The organism is Pararhizobium sp. (genome assembly GCF_965279435.1).
GTDB lineage: Bacteria > Pseudomonadota > Alphaproteobacteria > Rhizobiales > Rhizobiaceae > Pararhizobium.
Genome location: NZ_CBDIHY010000003.1, coordinates 2610394 through 2632486, shown reverse-complemented (window position 1 = coordinate 2632486; position 22093 = coordinate 2610394). Strand labels below are relative to the sequence as shown.

At 60.0% G+C, this 22093-nt stretch carries 21 protein-coding genes and 2 tRNA genes; 13 read left to right on the top strand and 10 right to left on the bottom strand.

The window, feature by feature from the left end:
* Positions 1–67 precede the first annotated feature (67 nt).
* Positions 68–805 (top strand): DUF3750 domain-containing protein, encoded by a 738-nt coding sequence (locus tag ACQY8Q_RS18305; RefSeq protein ID WP_428427876.1) that lies wholly within the window; start codon positions 68–70, stop codon positions 803–805.
* Between the two features lie 263 nt (positions 806–1068).
* Here ACQY8Q_RS18305 and ACQY8Q_RS18300 read toward each other — a convergent pair whose 3' ends face one another.
* Complete coding sequence (locus tag ACQY8Q_RS18300; RefSeq protein WP_428427875.1) at positions 1069–2067, bottom strand: NAD(P)H-quinone oxidoreductase; 999 nt, start codon at positions 2065–2067, stop codon at positions 1069–1071.
* A gap of 63 nt (positions 2068–2130) precedes the next feature.
* Positions 2131–2397 carry a hypothetical protein gene (locus ACQY8Q_RS18295; RefSeq protein ID WP_428427874.1) on the bottom strand — a complete coding sequence of 89 codons (267 nt, stop codon included), beginning with the start codon at positions 2395–2397 and terminating at the stop codon, positions 2131–2133.
* Positions 2398–2635: 238 nt separating this feature from the next.
* Between ACQY8Q_RS18295 and ACQY8Q_RS18290 the strand changes: the two genes are divergently transcribed.
* Positions 2636–2896 carry a DUF1344 domain-containing protein gene (locus tag ACQY8Q_RS18290; RefSeq protein ID WP_428427873.1) on the top strand — a complete coding sequence of 87 codons (261 nt, stop codon included), beginning with the start codon at positions 2636–2638 and terminating at the stop codon, positions 2894–2896.
* Positions 2897–3021: 125 nt separating this feature from the next.
* On the opposite strand, the gene ACQY8Q_RS18285 is transcribed toward ACQY8Q_RS18290, so the two are convergent.
* The 3 genes from ACQY8Q_RS18285 to ACQY8Q_RS18275 all read right to left on the bottom strand — a co-directional run bounded on the left by ACQY8Q_RS18285 (position 3022) and on the right by ACQY8Q_RS18275 (position 6053).
* Positions 3022–4827, bottom strand: coding sequence for a GGDEF domain-containing protein (locus ACQY8Q_RS18285; protein ID WP_428427872.1), 1806 nt, complete (start codon positions 4825–4827; stop codon positions 3022–3024).
* Positions 4828–4973: 146 nt separating this feature from the next.
* The gene (locus ACQY8Q_RS18280; protein ID WP_428427871.1) at positions 4974–5522 is read right to left on the bottom strand and encodes an HdeD family acid-resistance protein; all 549 of its coding nucleotides are present in this window, start codon (positions 5520–5522) and stop codon (positions 4974–4976) included.
* Positions 5523–5615: 93 nt separating this feature from the next.
* Positions 5616–6053 carry an EamA family transporter gene (locus ACQY8Q_RS18275; protein ID WP_428427870.1) on the bottom strand — a complete coding sequence of 146 codons (438 nt, stop codon included), beginning with the start codon at positions 6051–6053 and terminating at the stop codon, positions 5616–5618.
* Between the two features lie 869 nt (positions 6054–6922).
* On the opposite strand from ACQY8Q_RS18275, the gene betI reads away from it, so the two are divergent.
* The 8 genes from betI to cysN all read left to right on the top strand — a co-directional run bounded on the left by betI (position 6923) and on the right by cysN (position 18253).
* Positions 6923–7525: a transcriptional regulator BetI gene (gene betI / locus ACQY8Q_RS18270; RefSeq protein ID WP_428427869.1), complete on the top strand. Its 603-nt coding sequence runs from the start codon at positions 6923–6925 to the stop codon at positions 7523–7525.
* Positions 7522–9045: a choline-sulfatase gene (gene betC, locus ACQY8Q_RS18265; RefSeq protein WP_428427868.1), complete on the top strand. Its 1524-nt coding sequence runs from the start codon at positions 7522–7524 to the stop codon at positions 9043–9045. Before betI ends, betC begins: the two co-directional genes overlap by 4 nt.
* Before the next feature lie 2 nt (positions 9046–9047).
* Positions 9048–10511 (top strand): betaine-aldehyde dehydrogenase, encoded by a 1464-nt coding sequence (betB, locus tag ACQY8Q_RS18260; RefSeq protein ID WP_428427867.1) that lies wholly within the window; start codon positions 9048–9050, stop codon positions 10509–10511.
* Positions 10512–10727: 216 nt separating this feature from the next.
* Positions 10728–12380 (top strand): choline dehydrogenase, encoded by a 1653-nt coding sequence (gene betA / locus ACQY8Q_RS18255; RefSeq protein WP_428427866.1) that lies wholly within the window; start codon positions 10728–10730, stop codon positions 12378–12380.
* A gap of 367 nt (positions 12381–12747) precedes the next feature.
* Entirely contained in the window at positions 12748–14655 is a 1908-nt protein-coding gene (locus ACQY8Q_RS18250; protein ID WP_428427865.1) for a methyl-accepting chemotaxis protein, read from the top strand.
* 294 nt (positions 14656–14949) lie between these two features.
* Positions 14950–15750: a phosphoadenylyl-sulfate reductase gene (locus ACQY8Q_RS18245; protein ID WP_428427864.1), complete on the top strand. Its 801-nt coding sequence runs from the start codon at positions 14950–14952 to the stop codon at positions 15748–15750.
* Positions 15751–15791: 41 nt separating this feature from the next.
* Positions 15792–16745: a sulfate adenylyltransferase subunit CysD gene (gene cysD / locus ACQY8Q_RS18240; protein WP_428427863.1), complete on the top strand. Its 954-nt coding sequence runs from the start codon at positions 15792–15794 to the stop codon at positions 16743–16745.
* Positions 16745–18253, top strand: a complete 1509-nt coding sequence (cysN, locus tag ACQY8Q_RS18235; RefSeq protein ID WP_428427862.1) for a sulfate adenylyltransferase subunit CysN — start codon at positions 16745–16747, stop codon at positions 18251–18253. Before cysD ends, cysN begins: the two co-directional genes overlap by 1 nt.
* A 133-nt stretch (positions 18254–18386) precedes the next feature.
* On the opposite strand, the gene ACQY8Q_RS18230 is transcribed toward cysN, so the two are convergent.
* Both ACQY8Q_RS18230 and ACQY8Q_RS18225 read right to left on the bottom strand, forming a co-directional pair.
* The gene (locus ACQY8Q_RS18230) at positions 18387–18632 is read right to left on the bottom strand and encodes a hypothetical protein (RefSeq protein WP_428427861.1); all 246 of its coding nucleotides are present in this window, start codon (positions 18630–18632) and stop codon (positions 18387–18389) included.
* A gap of 64 nt (positions 18633–18696) precedes the next feature.
* Entirely contained in the window at positions 18697–19176 is a 480-nt protein-coding gene (locus ACQY8Q_RS18225; RefSeq protein ID WP_428427860.1) for a DUF2938 domain-containing protein, read from the bottom strand.
* A gap of 377 nt (positions 19177–19553) precedes the next feature.
* Between ACQY8Q_RS18225 and ACQY8Q_RS18220 the strand changes: the two genes are divergently transcribed.
* On the top strand, positions 19554–19742 hold the full coding sequence (locus ACQY8Q_RS18220) for a hypothetical protein (RefSeq protein WP_428427859.1): 189 nt from the start codon (positions 19554–19556) through the stop codon (positions 19740–19742).
* Positions 19743–19935: 193 nt separating this feature from the next.
* Here the strand turns inward: ACQY8Q_RS18220 and ACQY8Q_RS18215 are convergent.
* A tRNA-Pro gene (locus tag ACQY8Q_RS18215) sits at positions 19936–20012 on the bottom strand.
* Positions 20013–20390: 378 nt separating this feature from the next.
* Between ACQY8Q_RS18215 and ACQY8Q_RS18210 the strand changes: the two genes are divergently transcribed.
* Complete coding sequence (locus tag ACQY8Q_RS18210) at positions 20391–20801, top strand: hypothetical protein (protein WP_428427858.1); 411 nt, start codon at positions 20391–20393, stop codon at positions 20799–20801.
* 84 nt (positions 20802–20885) lie between these two features.
* Here ACQY8Q_RS18210 and ACQY8Q_RS18205 read toward each other — a convergent pair whose 3' ends face one another.
* Together ACQY8Q_RS18205 and ACQY8Q_RS18200 are read right to left on the bottom strand one after the other, a co-directional pair.
* A complete protein-coding gene (locus ACQY8Q_RS18205; protein WP_113316089.1) occupies positions 20886–21062 on the bottom strand; it encodes a YegP family protein in 177 nt (58 codons plus the stop codon).
* Between the two features lie 270 nt (positions 21063–21332).
* A tRNA-Gln gene (locus tag ACQY8Q_RS18200) sits at positions 21333–21406 on the bottom strand.
* A 385-nt stretch (positions 21407–21791) separates the two neighbouring features.
* Here ACQY8Q_RS18200 and ACQY8Q_RS18195 point away from each other — a divergent pair.
* Positions 21792–22088, top strand: coding sequence for a cupin domain-containing protein (locus ACQY8Q_RS18195; protein WP_428427857.1), 297 nt, complete (start codon positions 21792–21794; stop codon positions 22086–22088).
* The last annotated feature ends 5 nt before the right edge of the window (positions 22089–22093 follow it).

Below are 22093 nucleotides of genomic sequence, written 5' to 3'. Positions count from 1 at the left end.
CCTCAAAAATCCAACTTCTCCCCTGTCTTTAGACCAAGACAAAGCAACGCAAAACCCGGACCCACCCATGAAATTTGTTCGAAGGCTATTTCTTGCCATCCTGTTCGTTTATCTGCTGCCGGCGCTCGCTTCCGCGGGCTGGTGGTATGTCAAGGAAAGGCCGGCAAACTGGCGCGAGGCCGACTGGACGTCGGCTCATATCCTGCGGAAGCCGAAAGATGCTCCCGATGCGGCGATCTACATTTTCTCCGCCACGACGGGCGGCATGAAGGGGGCCGTCTCCAGCCATTCCTGGATCGTCACCAAGGGACAGGGCGACATGGCCTACAATCGCTATGACAAGGTCGGCTGGGGCTCGCCGATCCGCCGCAATGGTTATCCGGCCGATGCACGCTGGTACTCGAACGCCCCGAAACTGGTTGTCAGCATCAAGGGCGACGAAGCCACGCGGCTGATTTCGAAGATCGAGCAGGCGATCCAGTCCTACCCCTATTCGAAGCCCGGTGGCTACCGGATCTGGCCGGGGCCGAACTCCAATACGTTCGTCGCCCATGTACTGCGCTCAGTGCCCGAGCTCGGCGCAGTTCTACCGCCGGACGCCGTCGGCCGCGACTATCTGCCGGAGGGCAAGCTGTTTTCGGTCGATGCGGATGGAATGGATATGCACGCGACGCTCTACGGTCTGCTTGGTATTTCAGCCGGTGTTCGCAGCGGTTTCGAGGTGCATTTCATGGGACTGGTTGCGGGGATCGATGTGATGCACCCGGGGGTGAAGATCCCGGCGCTGGGGCGGTTCGGGGTGTAGACGACAAACAAAAAGGGCCGCTTCACAGCGGCCCTCCATGAGTTTTGGCCAGGTAAGAGGCCCGGACCGCATCTTCTCAAAGACACGACCCGTAGGAAGATGGTTTCAGATCGAGGGCTGCCCCGTTCCGATCACTACAACTCCCATGCCCGTTACGAGGTTTGAAATCTCATTAGACACTGGATCACCTTCCTTTCGTTCAATTGATGATGAAGTAAAGGTAATCCGATTCTTGCCGATTGCAAGAGCCGCTGCTTTAGACTTTAGAACGTCATGACGATCTTGCCGATATGATCGCCGGCCTCCATCAGGCGGTGCGCTTCGGCAACCTCGGTGAACGGCACGATCGCGTGCATGACCGGCGCGATGTCGCCGTCCTCCAGCAACGGCCAGACATTGTCTTCCAGATCGTCGCGGATCGATTCCTTCTCGACCGACGTGCGTGGCCGCATGGCGGAGCCCATGATGTGCAGGCGCTTGCCGAGGATGGCGGCGATGTTGGCCTTTTCGACCACGGCGCCGCCGAGGAAGGCGATGATCGACAGGCGGCCGTCCTTGGCAAGCGATGCGATGTTGCGGTCGAAATAGGGAGCGCCGACCATGTCGAGGATGACATCGACGCCACGTCCGCCGGTTTCCTCAAGGATCACCGACTTGAAATCCTCCTCGCGGTAGTTGATCGCCCGCTTGGCGCCGAGCGCAATGCAGGCGTCGCACTTGTCCTTGCTTCCGGCGGTGACGAAGACCTCGGCGCCGAAAGCGCGGGCCAGTTGGATGGCGGTGGTGCCGATGCCGCTGGAGCCGCCATGGATGAGGATTTTTTCGCCTTCGACCAGATCGGCCATCTGGAAGACATTGGCCCAGACGGTGAAGAAGGTTTCCGGAAGCGCTGCCGCGCGTGCCGCGTCAAAACCCTTCGGCCAGGGCATCGCCTGTGTGGCCGGAAGCGCGCAGAACTCGGCGTAGCCGCCGCCATTGGCAAGGCCGCAGACCTTGTCGCCGACGATGAAGCCTTCGGCCCCCTCGCCCATCGCCACCACTTCGCCGGCCACTTCCAGCCCAAGGACCGGGCTCGCACCGGGCGGCGGCGGATAGATGCCCAGCCGCTGCAGCACATCGGGACGGTTGACGCCGGCGGCCTCGACGCGGATCAGGATGTCGCCGGGCTTCAACTCCGGCAATGGCCCGCGTGCCAAAACCATCTTTTCCGGGCCGCCGGGGGACGGCAGGTCGACATAGGTCATTTTGCTCGGCAGGGTCACAGTGTTCTCCTTGAAAGGTGCTGACCGGTTATCTAGCGCGCCGGATGAAAACGGCAAAGCGGTTCAAACTGCTGACAAACTCTGAAATGATGATCTCGCGAGATCGGCACCCAATTCTCCGTCATCCTCGCCCTTGTGGCGGGGATCCAGCGACCCGACGTCTGTCGGGTCAAAAGACTCTTTCAGCTCAAGGACTTGAGCTGGCTGGATTCCTGTGACAAGCACAGGAATGACGGAGGATTTGACAATCGCAAATTTCCTAAGCGACATCCCAAATGACGAGAAAATAACTTTGTCTACAGTCTGAACGGCTAAGCCGTTGTTTTTCATCCGCCACCCGCACCGTTCCGACTCGGGCCGCCGAGCGGCAAACGCTGCGCCGCATCGTGGCAAAATTGCGCCGTCCTGGATCCCACAAACATTAAGTTTCTTTAATTTGAAGACGCCAAAAACCCAGCCTAGCGTTGCAGTCGAACCGGGAGCCGCCGGCGGTTCCCCAGCCGCGACGCGACGGGCTTCGGACGGTTTTGACGACCGGCCCCACGCGGGGACAAACAAGGACGACACCATGCGTGCTCTTCTGACCTCATTGACGATCCTTTCCGCCATCTCCCTGTCATCGGCCGCCTTTGCGGCGAGTACCACGACCGGCACCATCCGCGCCTATGACATGAAGGCGATGACCGTGACCTTGAAGAACGGCACCAAATACATGCTGCCGGCGGCCTTCAAAAATCCGGGCCTCAAGGTCGGTGAGAAAGTGACGATCGCCTATGAAACGATGGGCAAGAAGCATCAGGCAACGATGGTGACGCCGGTGATGAACTGACATCAATACCGTTCGCATGAGCGTACCCGATCGCGGCTAGACGCTTCGGGATCATGCAGAAACGGGCTGGAACCCATGACGGGTTTCAGCCCGTTTTCGTTTTCAACGCGCGGTGCAATCCGGGATCAGACCTGCACGGCGCCAAACGTCTCGAAGACCAGGCCGTCGTCGCTGTCCTTGGCCAGGGTCTTGATCTCGGCAATGCGGGCGCTGACGGCCTGGGCGTCGGAGAAGACAAAGCCTTCCGGCAGGATCAGTACGGCGATGGAACAGCGCATCAGCGGAAAGACGGTGGTCTCGCCGCTGCGGCCGTGGCCGGTCATATAGCCGGCTTCGCGGTGTTCAGGCGAATAAAGCTGGCGCACGTCGCTGCGGAATTCCGACAGAACGCGGGAGAGAACGGTCGTCACCTCCTCGCGCGTCCAGCCGCCGACGCCGATGAAGAAATCGTCGCCGCCGACATGGCCCAAAAACTTTTCCTCGCCGATGAAATGCCGGCGCATCAGGGCGGCAAACAGCGAGATCGCCAGATCGCCCTTCTGGAAGCCGTAGTGATCGTTGAACGGCTTGAAGCTGTCGAAATCGCAATAGCAGAAATAGCGCGCCTCGTCGGCATCGAGCACCGCACCCTGGACATAATCACGGATAGCGCGGTTTCCCGGCAGGCCGGTTAGCGGGTTCTGCTCCTGCGCCGTCTTCAGCTGTTTTTCGCTGATGATCTTCAGCAGCGACGAGGCCGACAGGATACCGGCATAGCGCATGTTTTCCGTCAGAATCACACAGTCGCTGCCGTCCATGCCGGCAAAGATTTTCAGCATTTCATCGGCCGGTGTCTCCAGATCGGCGATCGGCGCCGGGCTGACGAAATGCGAGATATGGCGTTGATAGAGGTGGTTCTTCAGGAGGTCGCGGCCGAAGGGATGATAGATCATTTCCTTGACGTGATATTCATGCAGCACGCCACGCGGCTCGCCATTGGCATTCAGCACCGGAAAGAAGCTGCGCTGCGGCGAGCGGCGGAACAGCTCGAACACCGAATCCAGATCGTCGTTCTCGCGCAGCGCCGGCACCTGCTCGACCTGCTTGCGGATGAGGATGCTGTCGAGCGAGGTGGACTGGCGCCGCGCACCCGCAGTCTGTTCCAGATGCGGATAGGCAGGCTGCAGATCGGCGAAATGCACGGTCGGGCGGGCGACGAAATAGCCCTGGACGAGATCGCAACCGAGATCGCGGCAGGTGGCGAACTCGGCCTCGGTTTCCACCCCTTCGGCAATCACCCGTGTGCCGAGCACATGGGCCGTGTTGACCGTGTGGCGGACCATATGGCGTTTGCGGGGGCTGGATTCGATGCCTGAGATGAAATGCCGGTCGATCTTCAGATAATCCACCGGCTGGTCGCAGAGCAGTTTCAGACCGTTGAAGCCGACACCGAAATCATCAATCGCCAGCTTGAAACCCGCCAGCCGCAGACGTTTTACCAGACCGGAGTAATCCGGCATCTTGCCGCTATCGAAGCGTTCCGACAGTTCGAAGCAGATCGACGATGGCGGAATATTTGACCGTTTCAGGTGCTTGCCAAGCCGCTCGACGAGATCGCCTTCGTGGCCGATCAACCGGCTGTCGAAATTGACGAACAGGGTACGTGCAGAAAAATCCGGCAGGCTGGCAAAACCGGCAAAGGCGCGGGTATTGATCATGTGCTCGAGCGCCAGAAGCTGCCCCGCCTCCTCGGCCTTGTCGAGCAGTTCGATCGGCGACTTGAAGCCCAGCCGCTCGAAACCGCGCATCAGCGTTTCGTAGCCGAACACAGCCCCGGTGGCGATTTCCGCGATCGGCTGGAAGGCATTCTCGATCGCGAGCTTGGCCAGCGTGAGGATCTGGTCATTGCCAAAACGGCGAAGCGACAGCATTTCGGCGGGGACGGCGGACATGGGGAACTCCGGAGGCGATATCAGATCGCGCCAAGGATCGTTCCGCAGGCCTGAATTTTCCGTTTCCCCAGCATGACAGTTTCATGAAAGTTCAATGACTGCCGAGAGTTAGTGGCACAACGCAGGTATGGTACCGCAACCTGCCGCTACCCTTTGGCGAGCACTCCGAAGGCGATGAGGGCAAGGCCCTGCATGACCAGATCGATGGCCAGGAACAGGCCGAGGATCCACAGGCTGTTGACCGGCCAGCCGGCTGAAATGATCAGGCCCGCAACAAGCGTGACAAGACCGCCGAGCGCAATCCATCCCCAACCGGCGAGCGGCCGCAGTCTGAACCCCGTCCATATGCGAAGGGTGCCGGCAACGATCAGGGCAGCAGCCATCAGCAAGGTCAGAGCGGCGGAGGCAAGCATCGGATTGAGAAAGGCAAAGACGCCGGCAACGGTGTAGCAGGCACCACTGAGGATCCAGTAGAACACGCTTTCCCATTTCTTGACGCGAAAAGCCTGCGCCAGGTGCAATATGCCGCCGATCAGCATGAGCATGCCGACAAAATAGACCGAGGCCACCGTCGCTGCCATGACATTGCCGAAGGCGATACCGCCAACCATGATCAGTGCCACGCCAAGGGCGACAAACCAGCCCCATTTTTCGCCAAGCGGCGGCCTGACAACGATGTCGGAACTCTGCGCCATAATACAACCCTCAATTCAATATGATAGGAGCGATGTAATCCCAGATAGAATAATAACGTTTTAACGTCCGATACCCCGATTGTGAAATTCGCGCTAGATTTTCAACGCCAAAAGCACTGCGCCGCAGCCGACCATGCCGACGCCGAGCCAATGGGCGGGAGAGAGCCGCTCGCCGAGAAAAAGGACGGCGAACATAGCGACGAGCACGACGCTCAGCTTGTCGACCGGCGCAACCTGCGCCGCATTGCCCATCTTCAGCGCCCGGAAATAGCAGAGCCAAGACGCTCCCGTCGCCAGCCCCGACAGAACCAGAAACAGCCAGCTTTTGCCCGATACCGTCGATGGCTCCTGCCAGTTTCCCGTCAGAAGCAGCATCAACCCGATGGCAAGCAGGATGACGATGGTGCGGATAAAGGTGGCGAAATCGGAATTGACGTTTTCGATGCCGATCTTGGCGAAGATGGCGGTGAGAGCAGCAAATGCCGCAGACAGAAGCGCCCATGCCTGCCAGGAGAGAAACAGGGATTTCATTGGTGTCTCCGATCAGTGAAAGCGAGCCTATCCGGAACTGTCTACCATGGGCGATCGGCTTTCAATGGGAAACGGATTGAGGGGCCGATAAGAGGGCGACCGAACGCGCTTGCTCCTGCCGCCATGAAGCCGGCTGTTCATCCGATCCGATGCAGAGGCAAGCATTGACCTTCCAATGATCTTGTTGATATTGAACGCCATCGTCCATTTGTGCGGCACACGGTGTCCGCTTTTCCGATGCAAATTCACTACAAGGTTTTATCTGGCCCCAGGGGCGGATTGACCTTCGATTTTATCCCTTGTGACCATTCTTTTTGCGACACCCAAGACTTTGATCGTTATCATCCCGGTGCTTTCAACGTCAGGGAGGAAGCTTTCCTCTTCATCGAAGGGATTGTTGCGCGGTCCTTCCCCGACTGGGGGACGAAGTATCGTCATTGGGGCGTCACCTGGGTCTCGCGAGAAACGTGGATCGAAATCCTGTCTCGATTTCCAGAATTGCGCCGTGATATTCGCAGGAATACCGGGTTGAGGGCAGTCGTTCGGAAGCATGTCGTAGCCCCTGGCTTGCTACCACGACGATACAGGTTTCATCAGAAGGCGCTATTAAGATTCCTCGACCAATTCGAAACCCGGGTTCGCAAGCTCCTTGAACGTCATCAGTACCTTGTCATTTCTGGCATTTGAGTTTGAAGCAAATTCATTGCCAACCAAACAGCTGCCGTTAAGGTCGCCGCCAGCTGCTGAGAGATGTTCGACTGGCAGGCTTCGCTGAAAACAGGCCCTCAAAAATTCCCGATTTTCGCTCAATTTTTTTATTGATTGATGAATCAATCAAAAATAAGCTGCAGGCAACAAGGGGATGGCGAATGCCAAAAATCGGAATGGAACCGGTGCGCCGCAAGGCGCTTGTCGATGCGGCGCTGCATGTCATCGGCGATCAGGGCACGCTGTCGGTCACCATGTCCGACATCGCCCGGCAGGCCGGTGTTTCGGCAGCGCTGGCACACCATTATTTCGGCAGCAAGGAGCAATTGCTGGTCGAGACCGTGCGCTCGCTTCTAAAGCAGCTGCGCGACGATACGGTGACGGCGCTCAATACCGCCGGAACACCCCGCGAGCGCCTGTCGGCGATTGTGCGCGTCAGCTTCCAGGCCGACCAGTTCGCGCCGGAAACCGTTGCCGCGTGGCTTGCTTTTTATTCCGAGGCGCAGCGTTCCGAAGAGACACGCCGGTTCCTGGTGATCTATGCGCGCCGGCTGCATTCCAATCTTGTCGCCAATCTCAAGCAGCTCTGTGTCGCAGATGATGCGCAGCGTATCGCTGAGGGTACGGCGGCGATGATCGACGGGCTTTATATTCGCAGGGCGCTCGGCTCCTCGCCGGTGACGGCAGATGCTTCGATCGCGCTGACCGACGACTATATCACGCTCAATCTCCATGCCCGCCAGACACAGGAAGATGCCGCATGACCCGGCCGAACATTCTCATCATCATGGTCGACCAGCTGAACGGAAAGTTCTTTCCCGACGGTCCGGCGGACTTCCTGCACGCGCCGCATATGAAGGCGCTCGCCAAGCGCTCGGCGCGCTTCCGCAACAATTACACGTCTTCCCCGCTCTGCGCCCCTGCCCGCGCCTCGCTGATGGCCGGACAGCTACCAAGCCGCACGCAGGTCTATGACAATGCCGCCGAATATGTCTCGTCGATCCCGACCTACGCGCACCACCTGCGCCGCGTCGGCTATTACACGGCGCTGTCGGGCAAGATGCACTTCGTCGGCCCCGACCAGCTGCATGGTTTCGAGGAAAGGCTGACGACGGATATCTATCCCGCCGATTTCGGCTGGACCCCGGATTACCGCAAGCCGGGCGAGCGGATCGACTGGTGGTATCACAATCTCGGCTCCGTCACCGGTGCCGGCGTTGCCGAAATCACCAACCAGATGGAATATGACGACGAGGTGGCGTTTCTGGCCAACCAGAAGCTCTATCATCTCAGCCGCGAACACGGCGATGATGCCCGCCGCCCATGGGCGCTCACCGTTTCCTTTACCCATCCGCACGACCCCTATGTCGCGCGCCGCAAATTCTGGGATCTGTACAACGACTGCGACCAGCTTCTACCGGAAGTCGGCGAGATCCCGGTTTCAGAGCAGGACCCGCATTCGCAGCGGCTGATCCATGCCTGCGACTACCAGAATTTTTCGGTGACCGAAGAGAACGTCAAGCGCTCGCGCCAGGCCTATTTCGCCAATATTTCCTATCTCGACGAAAAGGTCGGCGAACTCGTCGATACGCTGACGCGCACCCGTATGCTCGACGATACGCTGATCCTGTTCTGCTCGGATCACGGCGACATGCTCGGCGAGCGCGGATTGTGGTTCAAGATGAACTTCTTCGAGGGTTCGGCCCGTGTACCGCTGATGGTCGCCGGCCCCGGCATTACGCCCGGCCTGCATCTGGCGCCAACATCAAATCTCGACCTGACGCCGACGCTCTGCGATCTCGCCGGGATTTCGATGGACGAGATCATGCCCTGGACCGACGGTGAAAGCCTGCTTCCGGTGATCAACGGCGAAGAGCGCATCGCGCCGGTGCTGATGGAATATGCCGCCGAAGGTTCCTATGCGCCGCTGGTCGGCATCCGCGAAGGCAAGTGGAAATATATCCATTGCCCGCTTGATCCGGACCAACTGTACAATCTCGAGGCCGATCCGCTGGAATTGACCAACCTTGCCACCGTGCCCGCAAATGCGCCGACACTGCGCGCCTTTCAGGCGATGCGCGACAGCCGCTGGGACATGGAAGCCTTCGATTCCGCCGTGCGCGAAAGCCAAGCACGGCGCTGGGTGGTCTATGAGGCGCTGAGGAATGGCGCCTATTATCCGTGGGATCACCAGCCGCTGCAAAAAGCATCCGAGCGCTACATGCGCAATCATATGAATCTCGACAATCTCGAAGAATCCAAACGCTTTCCGCGAGGGGAATAAAGATGAAAGCCCAGCCACCAGCCTCCCATTTCATCGACGGCGAATATGTCGAGGATATCAACGGCGCCGCCTTCGACAGCATCTATCCGGCGACTGGCGAAGTGATCGCCCGGCTGCATGCGGCCACCCCTGCCATCGTCGACAGGGCGATCGCCAGCGCCAAGCGCGCGCAGGGCGAATGGGCGGCCATGAGCCCGACGGCGCGCGGCCGTATCCTCAAGCGCGCCGCAGACATCATGCGGACGCGCAACCGCGAACTGTCGGAGCTTGAAACGCTCGATACCGGCAAGCCGATCCAGGAAACAATCGTTGCCGATCCAACCTCCGGCGCCGACGCGTTCGAATTCTTCGGCGGCGTCGCCGCAGCGGCGTTGAACGGCGACTATATCCCGCTCGGCGGCGACTTTGCCTTTACCAAGCGCGTACCGCTCGGCGTCTGCGTCGGCATTGGCGCCTGGAATTATCCGCAGCAGATCGCCTGCTGGAAAGGCGCGCCGGCGCTGATCGCCGGTAATGCCATGGTGTTCAAGCCGTCGGAAAACACCCCGCTCGGCGCGCTGAAGATCGCCGAAATCCTGTTTGAGGCCGGTCTGCCGAAGGGCCTCTACAATGTCATCCAGGGCGACCGCTCGACCGGGCCGCTGCTGGTCAACCACAAGGACGTCGCCAAGGTCTCGCTGACCGGCTCGGTCGAGACCGGCCGCAAGGTGGCGGGGGCTGCGGCTTCCCAGCTCAAGCATGTGACGATGGAACTTGGCGGCAAGTCGCCGCTGATCGTCTTTGACGACGCCGATCTCGAAAGCGCCATCGGCGGCGCCATGCTCGGAAATTTCTATTCGACCGGCCAGGTCTGCTCGAACGGCACCCGCGTCTTCGTGCAGAAGGGCATCAAGCAGAAATTCCTGTCGCGGCTGAAGGAGCGCACCGAAAAGATCATCATCGGCGACCCGATGGTCGAGGAAACCCAGCTCGGGCCGATGGTGTCGCGCGCCCAGCTCGACAAGGTGTTTGCCTATATCGAAAAGGGCAAGGCCGAAGGTGCTACGCTTCTGACCGGCGGCGGCATCCCGAACGACGTGTCCGCCGAAGGCACCTATATCCAGCCGACCGTGTTTGCGGATGTCACCGACGAAATGACAATCGCCCGCGAGGAGATTTTCGGGCCGGTGATGTGCGTGCTCGATTTCGATAATGAGGACGAGGTGATCGCACGCGCCAATGGCACCGAGTTTGGGCTTTCAGCCGGTGTCTTCACGTCCGACCTCACCCGCGCGCACCGCGTCGTCGACCGGCTCGAGGCCGGCACGCTGTGGATCAACACCTATAACCTCGCCCCCGTCGAAGTGCCGTTCGGCGGATCGAAACAGTCCGGTTTCGGGCGGGAAAACTCGCTGGCGGCGCTCAATCACTACACGGAGCTGAAGAGTGTCTATGTGGCGATGAGCCCGGTTCAGTCGCCGTATTGATAAACCGCCCTGTGGCAAGGGCATGAAAATATCTCCGTCATTCCTGTGCTTGTCACAGGAATCCAGCCACGCGACGTCTGTCGCGTGAAAGGAGTCCTTTAGCGGCGCAGACGCGCCGCTGCTGGATCCCCGCCACAAGGGCGAGGATGACGGGAGGAAAATAAGCAGACACCAAAAACCGGCCAGCGGACGCGAGAGCAGGAAAGAACAACCACCATGCAAAGCGCAGATTTCGTCATCATCGGTTCGGGCTCCGCAGGCTCCGCACTCGCATACCGCCTCTCCGAGGACGGCAAGAACACGGTGCTGGTGCTGGAGTTTGGCGGCAGCGATTTCGGGCCGTTTATCCAGATGCCGGCGGCGCTTGCCTGGCCGATGAGCATGAGCCGTTACAATTGGGGTTATCTTTCTGAACCCGAGCCGCATCTCAACAATCGGCGCATCACGGCACCGCGTGGCAAAGTGATCGGCGGATCGTCGTCGATCAACGGCATGGTTTATGTGCGCGGCTCGATGGAAGACTATAACGAGTGGGAAGAGCTTGGCGCCCGTGGCTGGGGTTATGCCGACGTGCTGCCCTATTTCAAGCGGATGGAAAATTCGCATGGCGGCGAGGATGGCTGGCGCGGCACCGACGGGCCGCTGCACGTGCGGCGCGGCTCCTACAAGAACCCGCTGTTCAAGGCCTTTGTCGATGCCGGACAGCAAGCCGGCTTCGAGCTGACCGACGACTATAATGGCTCCAAGCAGGAAGGTTTCGGCCTGATGGAGCAGACGGTCCACAACGGCCGGCGCTGGTCGGCGGCATCGGCCTATCTGAAACCGGCACTCAAGCGCGCCAATGTCGAAATCATCCGCTGCTATGCCCGCAAAATTGTCATCGAAAACGGCCGGGCCGTCGGTGTCGAAATCGAGCGTGGTGGCACGATCGAGGTGGTGAAGGCCAATCGCGAGGTGATCGTCTCGGCGTCGTCTTTCAACTCGCCGAAACTGCTGATGCTGTCGGGCATCGGGCCGGGCGCGCACCTGAAGGAGATGGGTATCGAGGTGAAGGCCGACCGGCCGGGTGTCGGCGCCAATCTGCAAGATCATATGGAGTTCTATTTCCAGCAGGTCTCGACCAAACCGGTCTCGCTCTATTCTTGGCTGCCGTGGTTCTGGCAAGGTGTTGCCGGTGCGCAGTGGATGTTCACCAAATCCGGGCTCGGTACGTCAAACCAGTTCGAAGCCTGCGCTTTCTTGCGCTCCGCACCGGGCATCAAGCAGCCGGATATCCAGTATCACTTCCTGCCGGTCGCCATTTCCTATGACGGCAAGGCGGCGGCAAAGAGCCACGGCTTCCAGGTGCATGTCGGTTATAACCACTCGAAGTCGCGCGGCTCGGTGACGCTGCGCTCGCCGGACGTGAAGGCGGATCCGGTCATCCAGTTCAACTATATGAGCCACCCAGAAGACTGGGAAAAGTTCCGGCACTGCGTTCGCCTCACCCGCGAAATCTTCGGCCAGCAGGCGTTCGATCAGTATCGCGGCCCGGAAATCCAGCCGGGCGAGAGCGTCCAGACCGACGATCAGATCGACGCCTTCCTGCGCGAGCATCTGGAAAGCGCCTATCACCCCTGCGGCACCTGCCGGATGGGTGACAAGAATGATCCGATGGCAGTGGTCGATCCGGAAACCCGCGTCATCGGTGTCGATGGTTTGCGTGTGGCCGATAGTTCGATCTTCCCGCATGTCACCTACGGCAATCTCAATGGCCCCTCGATCATGACCGGCGAAAAGGCCGCCGATCACATTCTCGGCAAGCAGCCCCTGCCCCGTTCCAATCAGGAACCGTGGATCAACCCGCGCTGGGAGACCAGCGACCGGTAATGCTTGGGGCAATAAGGGCAGACTATCAAATGGCAAATGCGCAGGGATAAGGCGTTCTCGAACCCTGCGCATTATCCTGCGTTAGCCATACGATTTGCACGAATTGCGACTTTTTGCCTAGAAAACGTGCACTAAACCGCGAATGCAACTTATAATTTAATCATTTTTAATCTTCAATTGTTAATTCTGTTGACAGAGCGGACACTTGGCGGCGGCCCATGATGGGACATCGCCCTCTGTTTCCGGTGTCCCGCCCGATCGTCATAACCACCTTGCCAAGGCCAATCGTTTGTCGCGTGCCGGTGCGTTCGTTTGCGCTGTCATCGCCTGCGGAGGCGTGCCTTGCCGGCAACCGAGAAGTAGACCCATGACAATCAAATCACGCTTGCTCACCTGCCTGTTTCTGATCGCTCTTTCCATGGTCGTGATGATCGCAACGGCTTTCAACGCGATGACCTCCATCTCCAAGCGCACCGAGTCCATCGTCGCCGATCGGCTGGTGCCGGTGGCGCAACTGAAGACCGTTGCCGACATGTACGCCGTCAATATCGTCGATACCGCCCACAAGGTGCGCAGCGGCGCGCTCGACTGGACCGCCGGTGCCAAGGCCGTCGCGGATGCCCTTTTGACCATCGAGGCCAAATGGTTTGCCTATGAGGCAACCAAGCTGACCGAAGCTGAAAAGATGCTGGCCGATGCGTTTGATGCAGCGCGTGCTGCCAGTGCTGCAGCGATACAGAACCTGCAGGACATCATGCAGCAGCGTGATCGCCCCGCCTTCGAACAGTTTATCGACAAGGAACTCTATACCGTCATCGACCCGCTCAGCCTGCGGATCGGCGAATTGATCGAGTTGCAGCTGACAGAGGCCAACCGCGAGCTGGTGGCTGCCAAGGCGGAAAAAGACAGTCTCATCCTGTCGAAAGCAATCATTGCGGCGTTTGCAATGGCAGCGCTTGCAGCCACGGTCTGGTTCGTCATCGCCGGTCTGTTCCGGCCGCTGACGCGGCTGCGTGAAGCCATGCGTCAGCTGGCGGGCGGCAATCTCGATGTCGCGATCTTTGGCGAAGGCCGCCGCGACGAGATCGGCCAGATGGCCGGCGCCATCGCGGTTTTCCGCGACAATGCCCATGACCGCCTGCGTCTTGAGAAGGAAGCAGAGAGCAACCGTTCGCTTTCCGAGCGCGACCGGCAAGAGCGCGAAGCCCAGAAGGCTGCCGAGGCGGCAGAGGTGCAGTCGGCAGTCTCCGCGCTCGCCTTCGGCCTCGACAAGCTGGCGGAAGGCGACCTGACCTACCGGATCGATACCGCCCTTGCCGCCCATCTCGATGCGCTGCGCAGCAATTTCAACAGTTCGGTCGGCAATCTTGAGGATGCGCTGCGATCCGTCGGTGAAACCGCCCGTGGTATCAGCGCCGGTGCATCCGAAATCCGCTCGGCCGCCGCCGATCTGTCCAAGCGCACCGAACAGCAGGCAGCCTCGGTCGAGGAAACCGCCGCAGCGCTCGACCAGATTTCGGTCACTGTCTCGGATGCCAGCAAGCGGGCGGAAGAAGCGGGCTCACTGGTGGTGCGCACCCGCAGCGCTGCCGAACGGTCCGGCCAGATCGTCGGCAATGCCATCGATGCGATGAGCGGCATCGAAGCTTCTTCGCGGGAAATCTCCAACATCATCGGTGTCATCGACGATATCGCCTTCCAGACCAACCTTCTCGCCTTGAACGCCGGCGTCGAGGCTGCCCGTGCCGGCGATGCCGGAAAGGGTTTTGCCGTCGTTGCCCAGGAGGTGCGCGAACTTGCCCAGCGTTCGGCCCAGGCCGCACGGGAGATCAAGACGCTGATTGCTGCCTCCAGCGGCCAGGTTCGGTCCGGTGTCTCGCTGGTGCGCGAAACCGGCACGGCGCTTGAAGGCATCATTGCCGAGGTCCAGGAAATCAGCACGCATGTGACCGCGATCGTCGAAAGTGCACGCGAACAGTCCTCCGGCATCAAGCAGATCAACACTGCCGTCAACACCATCGACCAGGGCACCCAGCAGAACGCCGCCATGGTCGAGGAATCCACCGCAGCGAGCCACAGCCTTGCCAACGAGGCCGGCGCGCTGACGCAACTCCTGACCCGTTTCAAGACCAGCGGCGGCCGCGAAAGGGTGGCAAGCGGAACACGTGCCAGCCCGCAGAGCGCAAGCCGCGCAGCGCCTCTGCATGCACCGCACACGGCCAAGGTTTATGCTGTCGGTGGCAGGGCACAGGGTGGCGACTGGGTGGAATTCTAAGACCAGAACCTGTCTTTCCGTTAAGAGCCGTCACACCGGAACATGAAAGAGCCGGGCCTTGTGTCCGGCTCTTTCATGTTTCAGCATAGCAAAGCGAAACCACCGATGCAGAGCGGGGATAAACCATAAAATTCATAGATTTTATGCCTAAAACACGGCATTCTGGCGCTATTCTGCGTTATTTGCCGATCTGAGAGATATTTGCTCTGATCGGCCAACATTAGAAATCCGTTTTTCTGTCTTTTGTCGCACACGGCTGCGATATTCCGGGGCAACAGAACAGGATATCCTCCCATGACATCCGCATCGCTTGAAAACCGCGCCACAGCGCTCAACAGCCAACTGGAAAATCTCGATCTTTCCGGCCGGCTGGCGCTGATCGCGGCGCTTGAGGGCAAATCGGTCTTCACCACCAGCCTCGGCATCGAAGATCAGGTCATTACGGCTGCGATCGGCACCGGCAAACATGGCATCGAAGTCTCGACGCTCGAAACCGGCCGCCTCTTCAACGAGACCGTGGCGCTGATCGACAAGACCGAAGAAACCTACGGCATCCTGATCAAGCGATTTCATCCCGAACAGGACGATATCGACGCCTATGCCGCCAAATATGGCCTGAACGGCTTTTATGACAGCATCGAAGCCAGGCATGCCTGTTGCGGCGCGCGCAAGGTCAAGCCGCTTGCGCGTGCCCTTGAAGGGGCATCCTTCTGGATCACCGGCCTGCGCCGCGGGCAATCGGGCAACCGCGCGGAAACGCCGTTTGCCGAAGCCGATACCGACCGTGGACTGATCAAGATCAATGTGCTTGCCGACTGGGACATCGAGACGATCCGTGCCCATGTTGCGGCCGAAGAAATACCAGTCAATCCGCTGCATGCGCGTGGTTATCCGTCGATCGGCTGCGAGCCCTGTACCCGTGCCATCAAGCCGGGCGAGCCAGAGCGCGCCGGCCGCTGGTGGTGGGAAAACGACGAGACGCGCGAATGCGGCCTTCATGTCGCAGAAACCGCAGCCTCGGCGATCCCGCAGACACCCTCGATCTCAAGCGCCCCCCTTTCCAGCAGCCCCCATTCAAGCGGCAGTGCGCGATAATCCGCGCAGGCTCGCATCACAGACACTCCCGGAGACTTGAAATGCCCAGTACTCTTCCGGAAACGGAACTGCACAATCCGCAGACGGCCAAGACACCGCTCGATCCGCATCTGAAGGCGCTCGAAAACGAAGCGATCCACATCTTTCGTGAAGTGGCCGCCGAATTCGACAAGCCGGTCATGCTCTATTCCGTCGGCAAGGATAGTTCCGTCCTGCTTCATCTGGCGCGAAAAGCGTTCTATCCCGGCCGCGTGCCGTTTCCGCTCTTGCATGTGAATACCGGCTGGAAATTTGCCGAGATGATCGCGTTCCGCAATGATATCGTCAAAAAATACGATCTCGACTTCATCGAACACATCAATCCGCGCGGCAAGGCCGAGAACGTCACGCCGTTTACCCACGGTTCGGCGCTGTTCACCGACATCATGAAGACCGAAGGCCTGCGCCAGGCGTTGGATGCCGGCGGTTTTGACGCCGCTTTCGGCGGTGCCCGCCGCGACGAAGAGGCAAGCCGCGCCAAGGAACGCATCTACTCGTTCCGCACGCCCGAGCATCGCTGGGATCCGCGCGCGCAGCGGCCTGAACTCTGGAACGTCTATAACGGCATGATCCGCAAGGGCGAAAGCGTGCGCGCCTTCCCGCTGTCGAACTGGACCGAGGTCGATATCTGGCGCTACATCCAGGTGGAAGACATCCCGCTGGTGCCGCTCTACTATGCCAAGGAGCGCCCCTATATCGAGCGCGACGGCATGATGATCCTCGCCGAAGATCCACGGCTGGAACTGCTGCCCGGTGAAACCGTCCAGCATGGTTCGATCCGTTTCCGCACCCTTGGCGACTTTCCCCTGACGGGCGCCATCCCCTCTAAGGCCACCAACCTTGAAGAGGTCATTGCCGAACTGGAAATCGCCACGGTTTCCGAACGGCAGGGCCGCGCCATCGACCGCGATCAGTCCGGCTCGATGGAAAAGAAGAAGCGCGAAGGATATTTCTGATGACCGTTTCCGCAACCGCTCAAGCGACTGAGGTTACCACCGGCACCGTGACTGCTTTCCCGGCGGTCGAGCCCACGCGCGCAGTGCGCGACACGCGCCCGCTGCGCCTCATCACCTGCGGCAGCGTCGATGACGGCAAGTCGACCCTGATTGGCCGTCTGCTCTGGGACACCAAGGCGGTCAAGGAAGACCAGGCGGCAACGCTGCGCCGTGACAGTGGCAAGCAGAACGACCTCGGCCTGCCCGATTTCGCGCTTCTGCTCGACGGCCTGCAGGCCGAACGCGAACAGGGCATCACCATCGATGTCGCCTACCGCTATTTCGCCACCGACAAGCGCTCCTTCATCGTCGCCGACACCCCCGGCCACGAACAGTACACCCGCAACATGGCAACCGGCGCCTCGACCGCCGATCTGGCCGTACTGCTTGTCGATGCCCGCACCGGCCTTCTGGAACAGACACGCCGCCATGCGACCATCGCCTCGCTGATGGGCATCAAACAGTTCGTGCTGGCCGTCAACAAGTTCGATCTCGTCGGTTATGACCGCGCCCGTTTCGAGCAGATCACCCACGAATTCCGGGAACTCGCCGTATCGCTCGGCGTGCGCCAGATCACCGCCATCCCGATGTCGGCGCTGAAGGGCGAAAACGTCGTTTATGACGGCAAGGCCGCCATGCCCTGGTATGAGGGCCAGACGCTGGTCGAGGTGCTGGAACTGGCAACGGTCCGCTCCGCCCAGACCGTTGGCTTCCGCCTGCCGGTTCAGCGCGTCTCGCGTCCCGGCGAAAGCTTTCGCGGCTATCAGGGTACGGTTGCCGGCGGCTCCGTCAAGCCCGGCGACTCGGTCGTCATCCTGCCGTCGGGCATGGTGGCCAATGTCACCAAGATCATCACTTTCGATCTCGTGCGCAACGCCGCCGTTTCCGGCGATGCGATCACGCTGGTGCTTGACCGTCAGGTTGATGTGTCGCGCGGCGACATGATTGTTTCGCTCGAAAGCCAGCCGCAGGTCGGCCTTGATTTCGAAGCTCACCTCGTTGCCCTGCAGTCGGAGGGCATTCAGCCGGGCCGGCGCTACTGGCTCAAAAGCGGCTCGCGGCGCCAGCGCGTCACGGCCAACCCGTTCAGCCAGCTTGACCTGAAGACCGGCAATTGGCACCAGCGGACGGGCGTCCTGGCGATGAACGGCATCGGCAAAGTCCATCTGTCCTTCGATGAGAATGCCGTTTTTGACGCCTATGAGCAGAACCGCACCACCGGCGCCTTCATCCTGATCGATCCGGACACCAACAACACGGTGGCCGGTGGCATGATCACCGCCAAGCGCTCCTCGGTGACCGGCCTTCGTTCGGACGAGACCCGCGTGGTCCTCTCGCTACCGGCTGATCTGGCCGACCAGCTGATGGCAACCGAGCTGTTCTCCCGCCGCCGCGACGAAACCGACCTGCTGCGGATGACTGCCAGCGAAGCGTCGCAGATCTTCGAGGATGCTGCCGGCGGCATCTGACATGGCTCTATCGCGCGAGCGCTGCCGCCGGCACAAGATCGGCGGCAGCGCTCGCGGCATTTCTACCAAACGTTCGAAGGATCTGCGGCCTCGTGGTCTCAGCGGCCGTTGAACCGCTGCGGGTTTGCTGTGATCAAGCCCCGCCAGCCTCGACGATGGCCTTCAACCGCTCAAGGTCTGCTGCCCTCAACGCATCCAGCTCCATGTCCCGCAAGGGGCGAAACCACACGGCGGCAGCGCTCAGCGGCTCCGCATATGGCTCCGGATAGCCGCCGAGGCCCAGCACCCATTCGCGCACGGTTTCGCGCTCCATACGGCCTGCCTTGTAGCGGTCGTGGATGCTGGTCACGGAAGCGATCAGGTCGTCTATCTTTTTCAAGTCATGTCCTCAAACGGCATTCTGCTCGCTAGCCATAGCACGCCGGTGGCAGGAAACATCCTGCTTAAGCCAGGAGCAGTGCCGTGCCGTACATACCGGCGGCAAAAACCGTGTGCGAGAGGAAATTCAGGAACCGCACCTTGTTGGCATTCGGCAGCTTGGAGGCTGCCCAGCCGATGCCGAGGCCCGGCTGCAGCAGGAACCAGCCGGCGCCGATGGTGACGATGCCGACGATCCAGGCCGGCAGGAAGGTGGGTGCTGCCAGCCAAACAGGTCCGGTTATGGCGACCAGCAGGATACCGTAGGCGATGCCGACGGCATAATGGCTGATCCAGCCCAGCGCCTGCTCATGGGCGTAGGGCTCAGCCGTGCCGATATTGTCATGAAAGACTTTTCCGGTGCGCAGGTGCCAGAACCAGCGGCCGACCGGCGCCCAGTTCGGCTTGCCCTGGCCTGCGAGAAGCCACAGCAGGACTGCCCAGAGGTCCATCAGCACAGTTCCGCCCACGCCGATTGCCACACTGCGCCATAAGATATCGAACATCGGCGGGAATTCCTGCTGAGAAGCCGGGTGACCGCCGGGACAGCGGGCGCGGGATATGATGGGGACTGCAACGCTGCAGAAGTCAGCCTTTGTAATTCACATTTCGTTTTTCGGTCAAGCAAGACTGCGGTGCGATACAGGGTGGATCGCCAGCCCGGAGACAAGATGCCTGATACCGGCAGCCGTGGCGGTGCAAACGCAGGCGCGCAGGTCATCAACCGGTAACTATCCCTTGCATCTCCTGCCCTGATGGCGGCCGAAATACGACGGATGCCGTATGTCCCTTGACAGCCAGTGGGGCTAGGCACGGATTCTCCCTGCGCATGCACGGGAGACACGCTCCGCACGGAGCCTGTGAGCACCCAAGGAGACAAATCATGAAGTTCATTTTTGCTGTCGCGGTATCGTGCACCCTGGCAGGTGCGGCATTTGCCGCTACTGTGCCATCGCCCATGAAGAAGCCATCCGTCGTGACCCATCAGACGGGATTTGAAGTCGCTAAAGGCGGCGCTCGGTCCAATATATCCCTCCCCAAGGATAAGAATGGCAGGAAGTACAAAGCCTGAACCAGCCCTCCCCTCGGTCACAGGCTGGGGGGAGGACTTACCTGCGGTCGGGATGCTCCGCGCTCACCCTATGCCCCTGAGCGCGAGCAAACAACGCACACAGCCAACTTCCGCACAAACGGAAGATCCATTTTGAGGCAATCCTAAAAATCTGAGATAAAGGGAAAAAAGGCACTGAATGCCTTGAACAAGCTGGTCGGAGTGAGAGGATTCGAACCTCCGACCCCGTCGTCCCGAACGACGTGCGCTACCAGGCTGCGCTACACTCCGTGACCAGCGGCGCCTCTATAGAACAGCATTTTCCTTTCTACAAGGCGCAATTGCGAAAAATCGGCAAGCGGCCTGAAAACAACAGGATAAGCCGCGCGACAACACCGGAACAGACACTGCCCCGCCCGTCCCGCCAGGCTGCAACAAGACGGTTTCATCGCCGCTGGCGCCGGGTTTGGGCGGCCATCCGCCGTCCGTGCTGGGACCTTTCGGCAACGCTTGCAAATTTATGCGCCTGACCGCGCATATAAGTCGTTCCGCTGATTTTCTTTCAATCGGTTTAGCGCTAGAGGCTGAGGCGACAAGCCTTGGCTACCAGCGCTTTGCGCCGCCGGGGCGACCGATGTTTCAGAACGAAAGCCAAAGGGACGTGACCAGATGAATTTCCGCTTGATGACTGTGGCTGGCCTTGCGCTGGCGCTTGCCGGCTGCACCACCGTGGGCCCGGCCCGCAATGCCGTCGAAGCCCGCTGGAAGGGACAGCCCGCCGGCGTCTTCTTCGCCGCCTTTGGCCCGCCGCAGTCGGACGTCTCCAGCGGCGACATGACCGTCTATTCCTGGAAGGGCGGCTACAAGAAGCGGACGATCCCGGCGCAGTTTGCCGAAGGTGAAAACGGCAAGAAGGGCAAGAAGACCGCCTCTGCCCGCACCGAATTCCTCTCCTGCTCGGTCCAGCTCAACGTCTCCTCCGACTACGTCATCCGCTCGATTCAGGTGCTCGGCGACGTCAAGAAGTCATCCGGCCCGAGCTGGTGCGATGAGTATTTGGCGAGCGACAAAGCGAAGTAAGTTTTTTTTGGCACCGACTGTGCCGATACAGCAAAGCCCGCCGATCTTCACCGGCGGGCTTTGTTTTGTGGCATTGAATGAGATTCAGCTATTATCCTCAACGGGCGCAACGGGGCCATTTTTCTTGATCGAATCGATGGCATTCTGCGCACTCGCCTTGCTGGAATAACCTTCCGTCGCAAACATCACTTCGTTGTTGTATTTGAAGCGAACGCGAAATTCGCCAGCCTTGTCTTTGTAGATTTCAAACTTGTGAGCCATCTGCTCCCCCTGTTCTCAGCGTGAATCAAGCCCGTTTAACGTGGCAGTTGCAGTCGGCGTTGGCAAGTTTGGACCTGATGAAAAGCGAACAGCCAGCTGGTGAAGATCGGCGAGTTTCTCTTTTTCGGCCGCCAAACCAACGCGCAAGCTCCTGCAACTTTCTGAGCGTCAGGTATAGCCCGTTCAATGTTCACGCAGAACAGTCACCAAGCCGCCATACCCAGTGGCCCTGGATGTGATCTACAGATCTGAAAATAACGAGAAATAAAGTGGCTGGGGCGCCTGGATTCGAACCAGGGGTGCCGGTACCAAAAACCAGTGCCTTACCACTTGGCTACGCCCCAACGTTTGGCGCGAACAAATTGCCCTGCCAAATCGAGAGCCGGTTTAGCAAAGCCGCACGTCTGCGACAATGTCTAAGTTTGGGTTTTGCGTGGATTTTTCGCGGGGGTGATGTTGGGAAGGCTAAGGGCGTAGGCGGCGTTACCGGTGACCGCCCCTCATCCGGCCTGCCGGCCACCTTCTCCCCGCAAGCTGGGAGAAGGGATATGCGGAACGCTCTGTCGTCCCCTCTCCCCGCGTGCGGGGAGAGGGCTAGGGTGAGGGGCAAGTGCGCGAGAACAAACGGCGACGGTACCAGCGCTCAAAAGATGCAAGCCGCACACCGGAAAGGCGTTTTTGTCATCACCTTTATAGGCTAGGGTCAGCTGATAAAACCCGGAGACCCTCATGAGCATTTTTCGTGCCCGACCGCCTGCCAAGCCGACCGTTCTTCTCGATGACGATGTGGTCAAAATTACCCGCTGGGATTTCGAGCCGGGGGCCGATACCGGGCATCATGTGCATGGCATGGGCTATGTGGTCATTCCGATGACCGATTGCCGGTTTCTGCTGGAGGAACCGGGCGGCGAGCGGCGGGTGGATATTGCCAAGGGGCAGGCCTACCGGCGCGAGGCGGGCGTCGAGCACAATGTCGTCAATGCCGGCAAGGAGTTCATGTCGTTCATCGAAGTCGAGTACAAGTGAAGAGA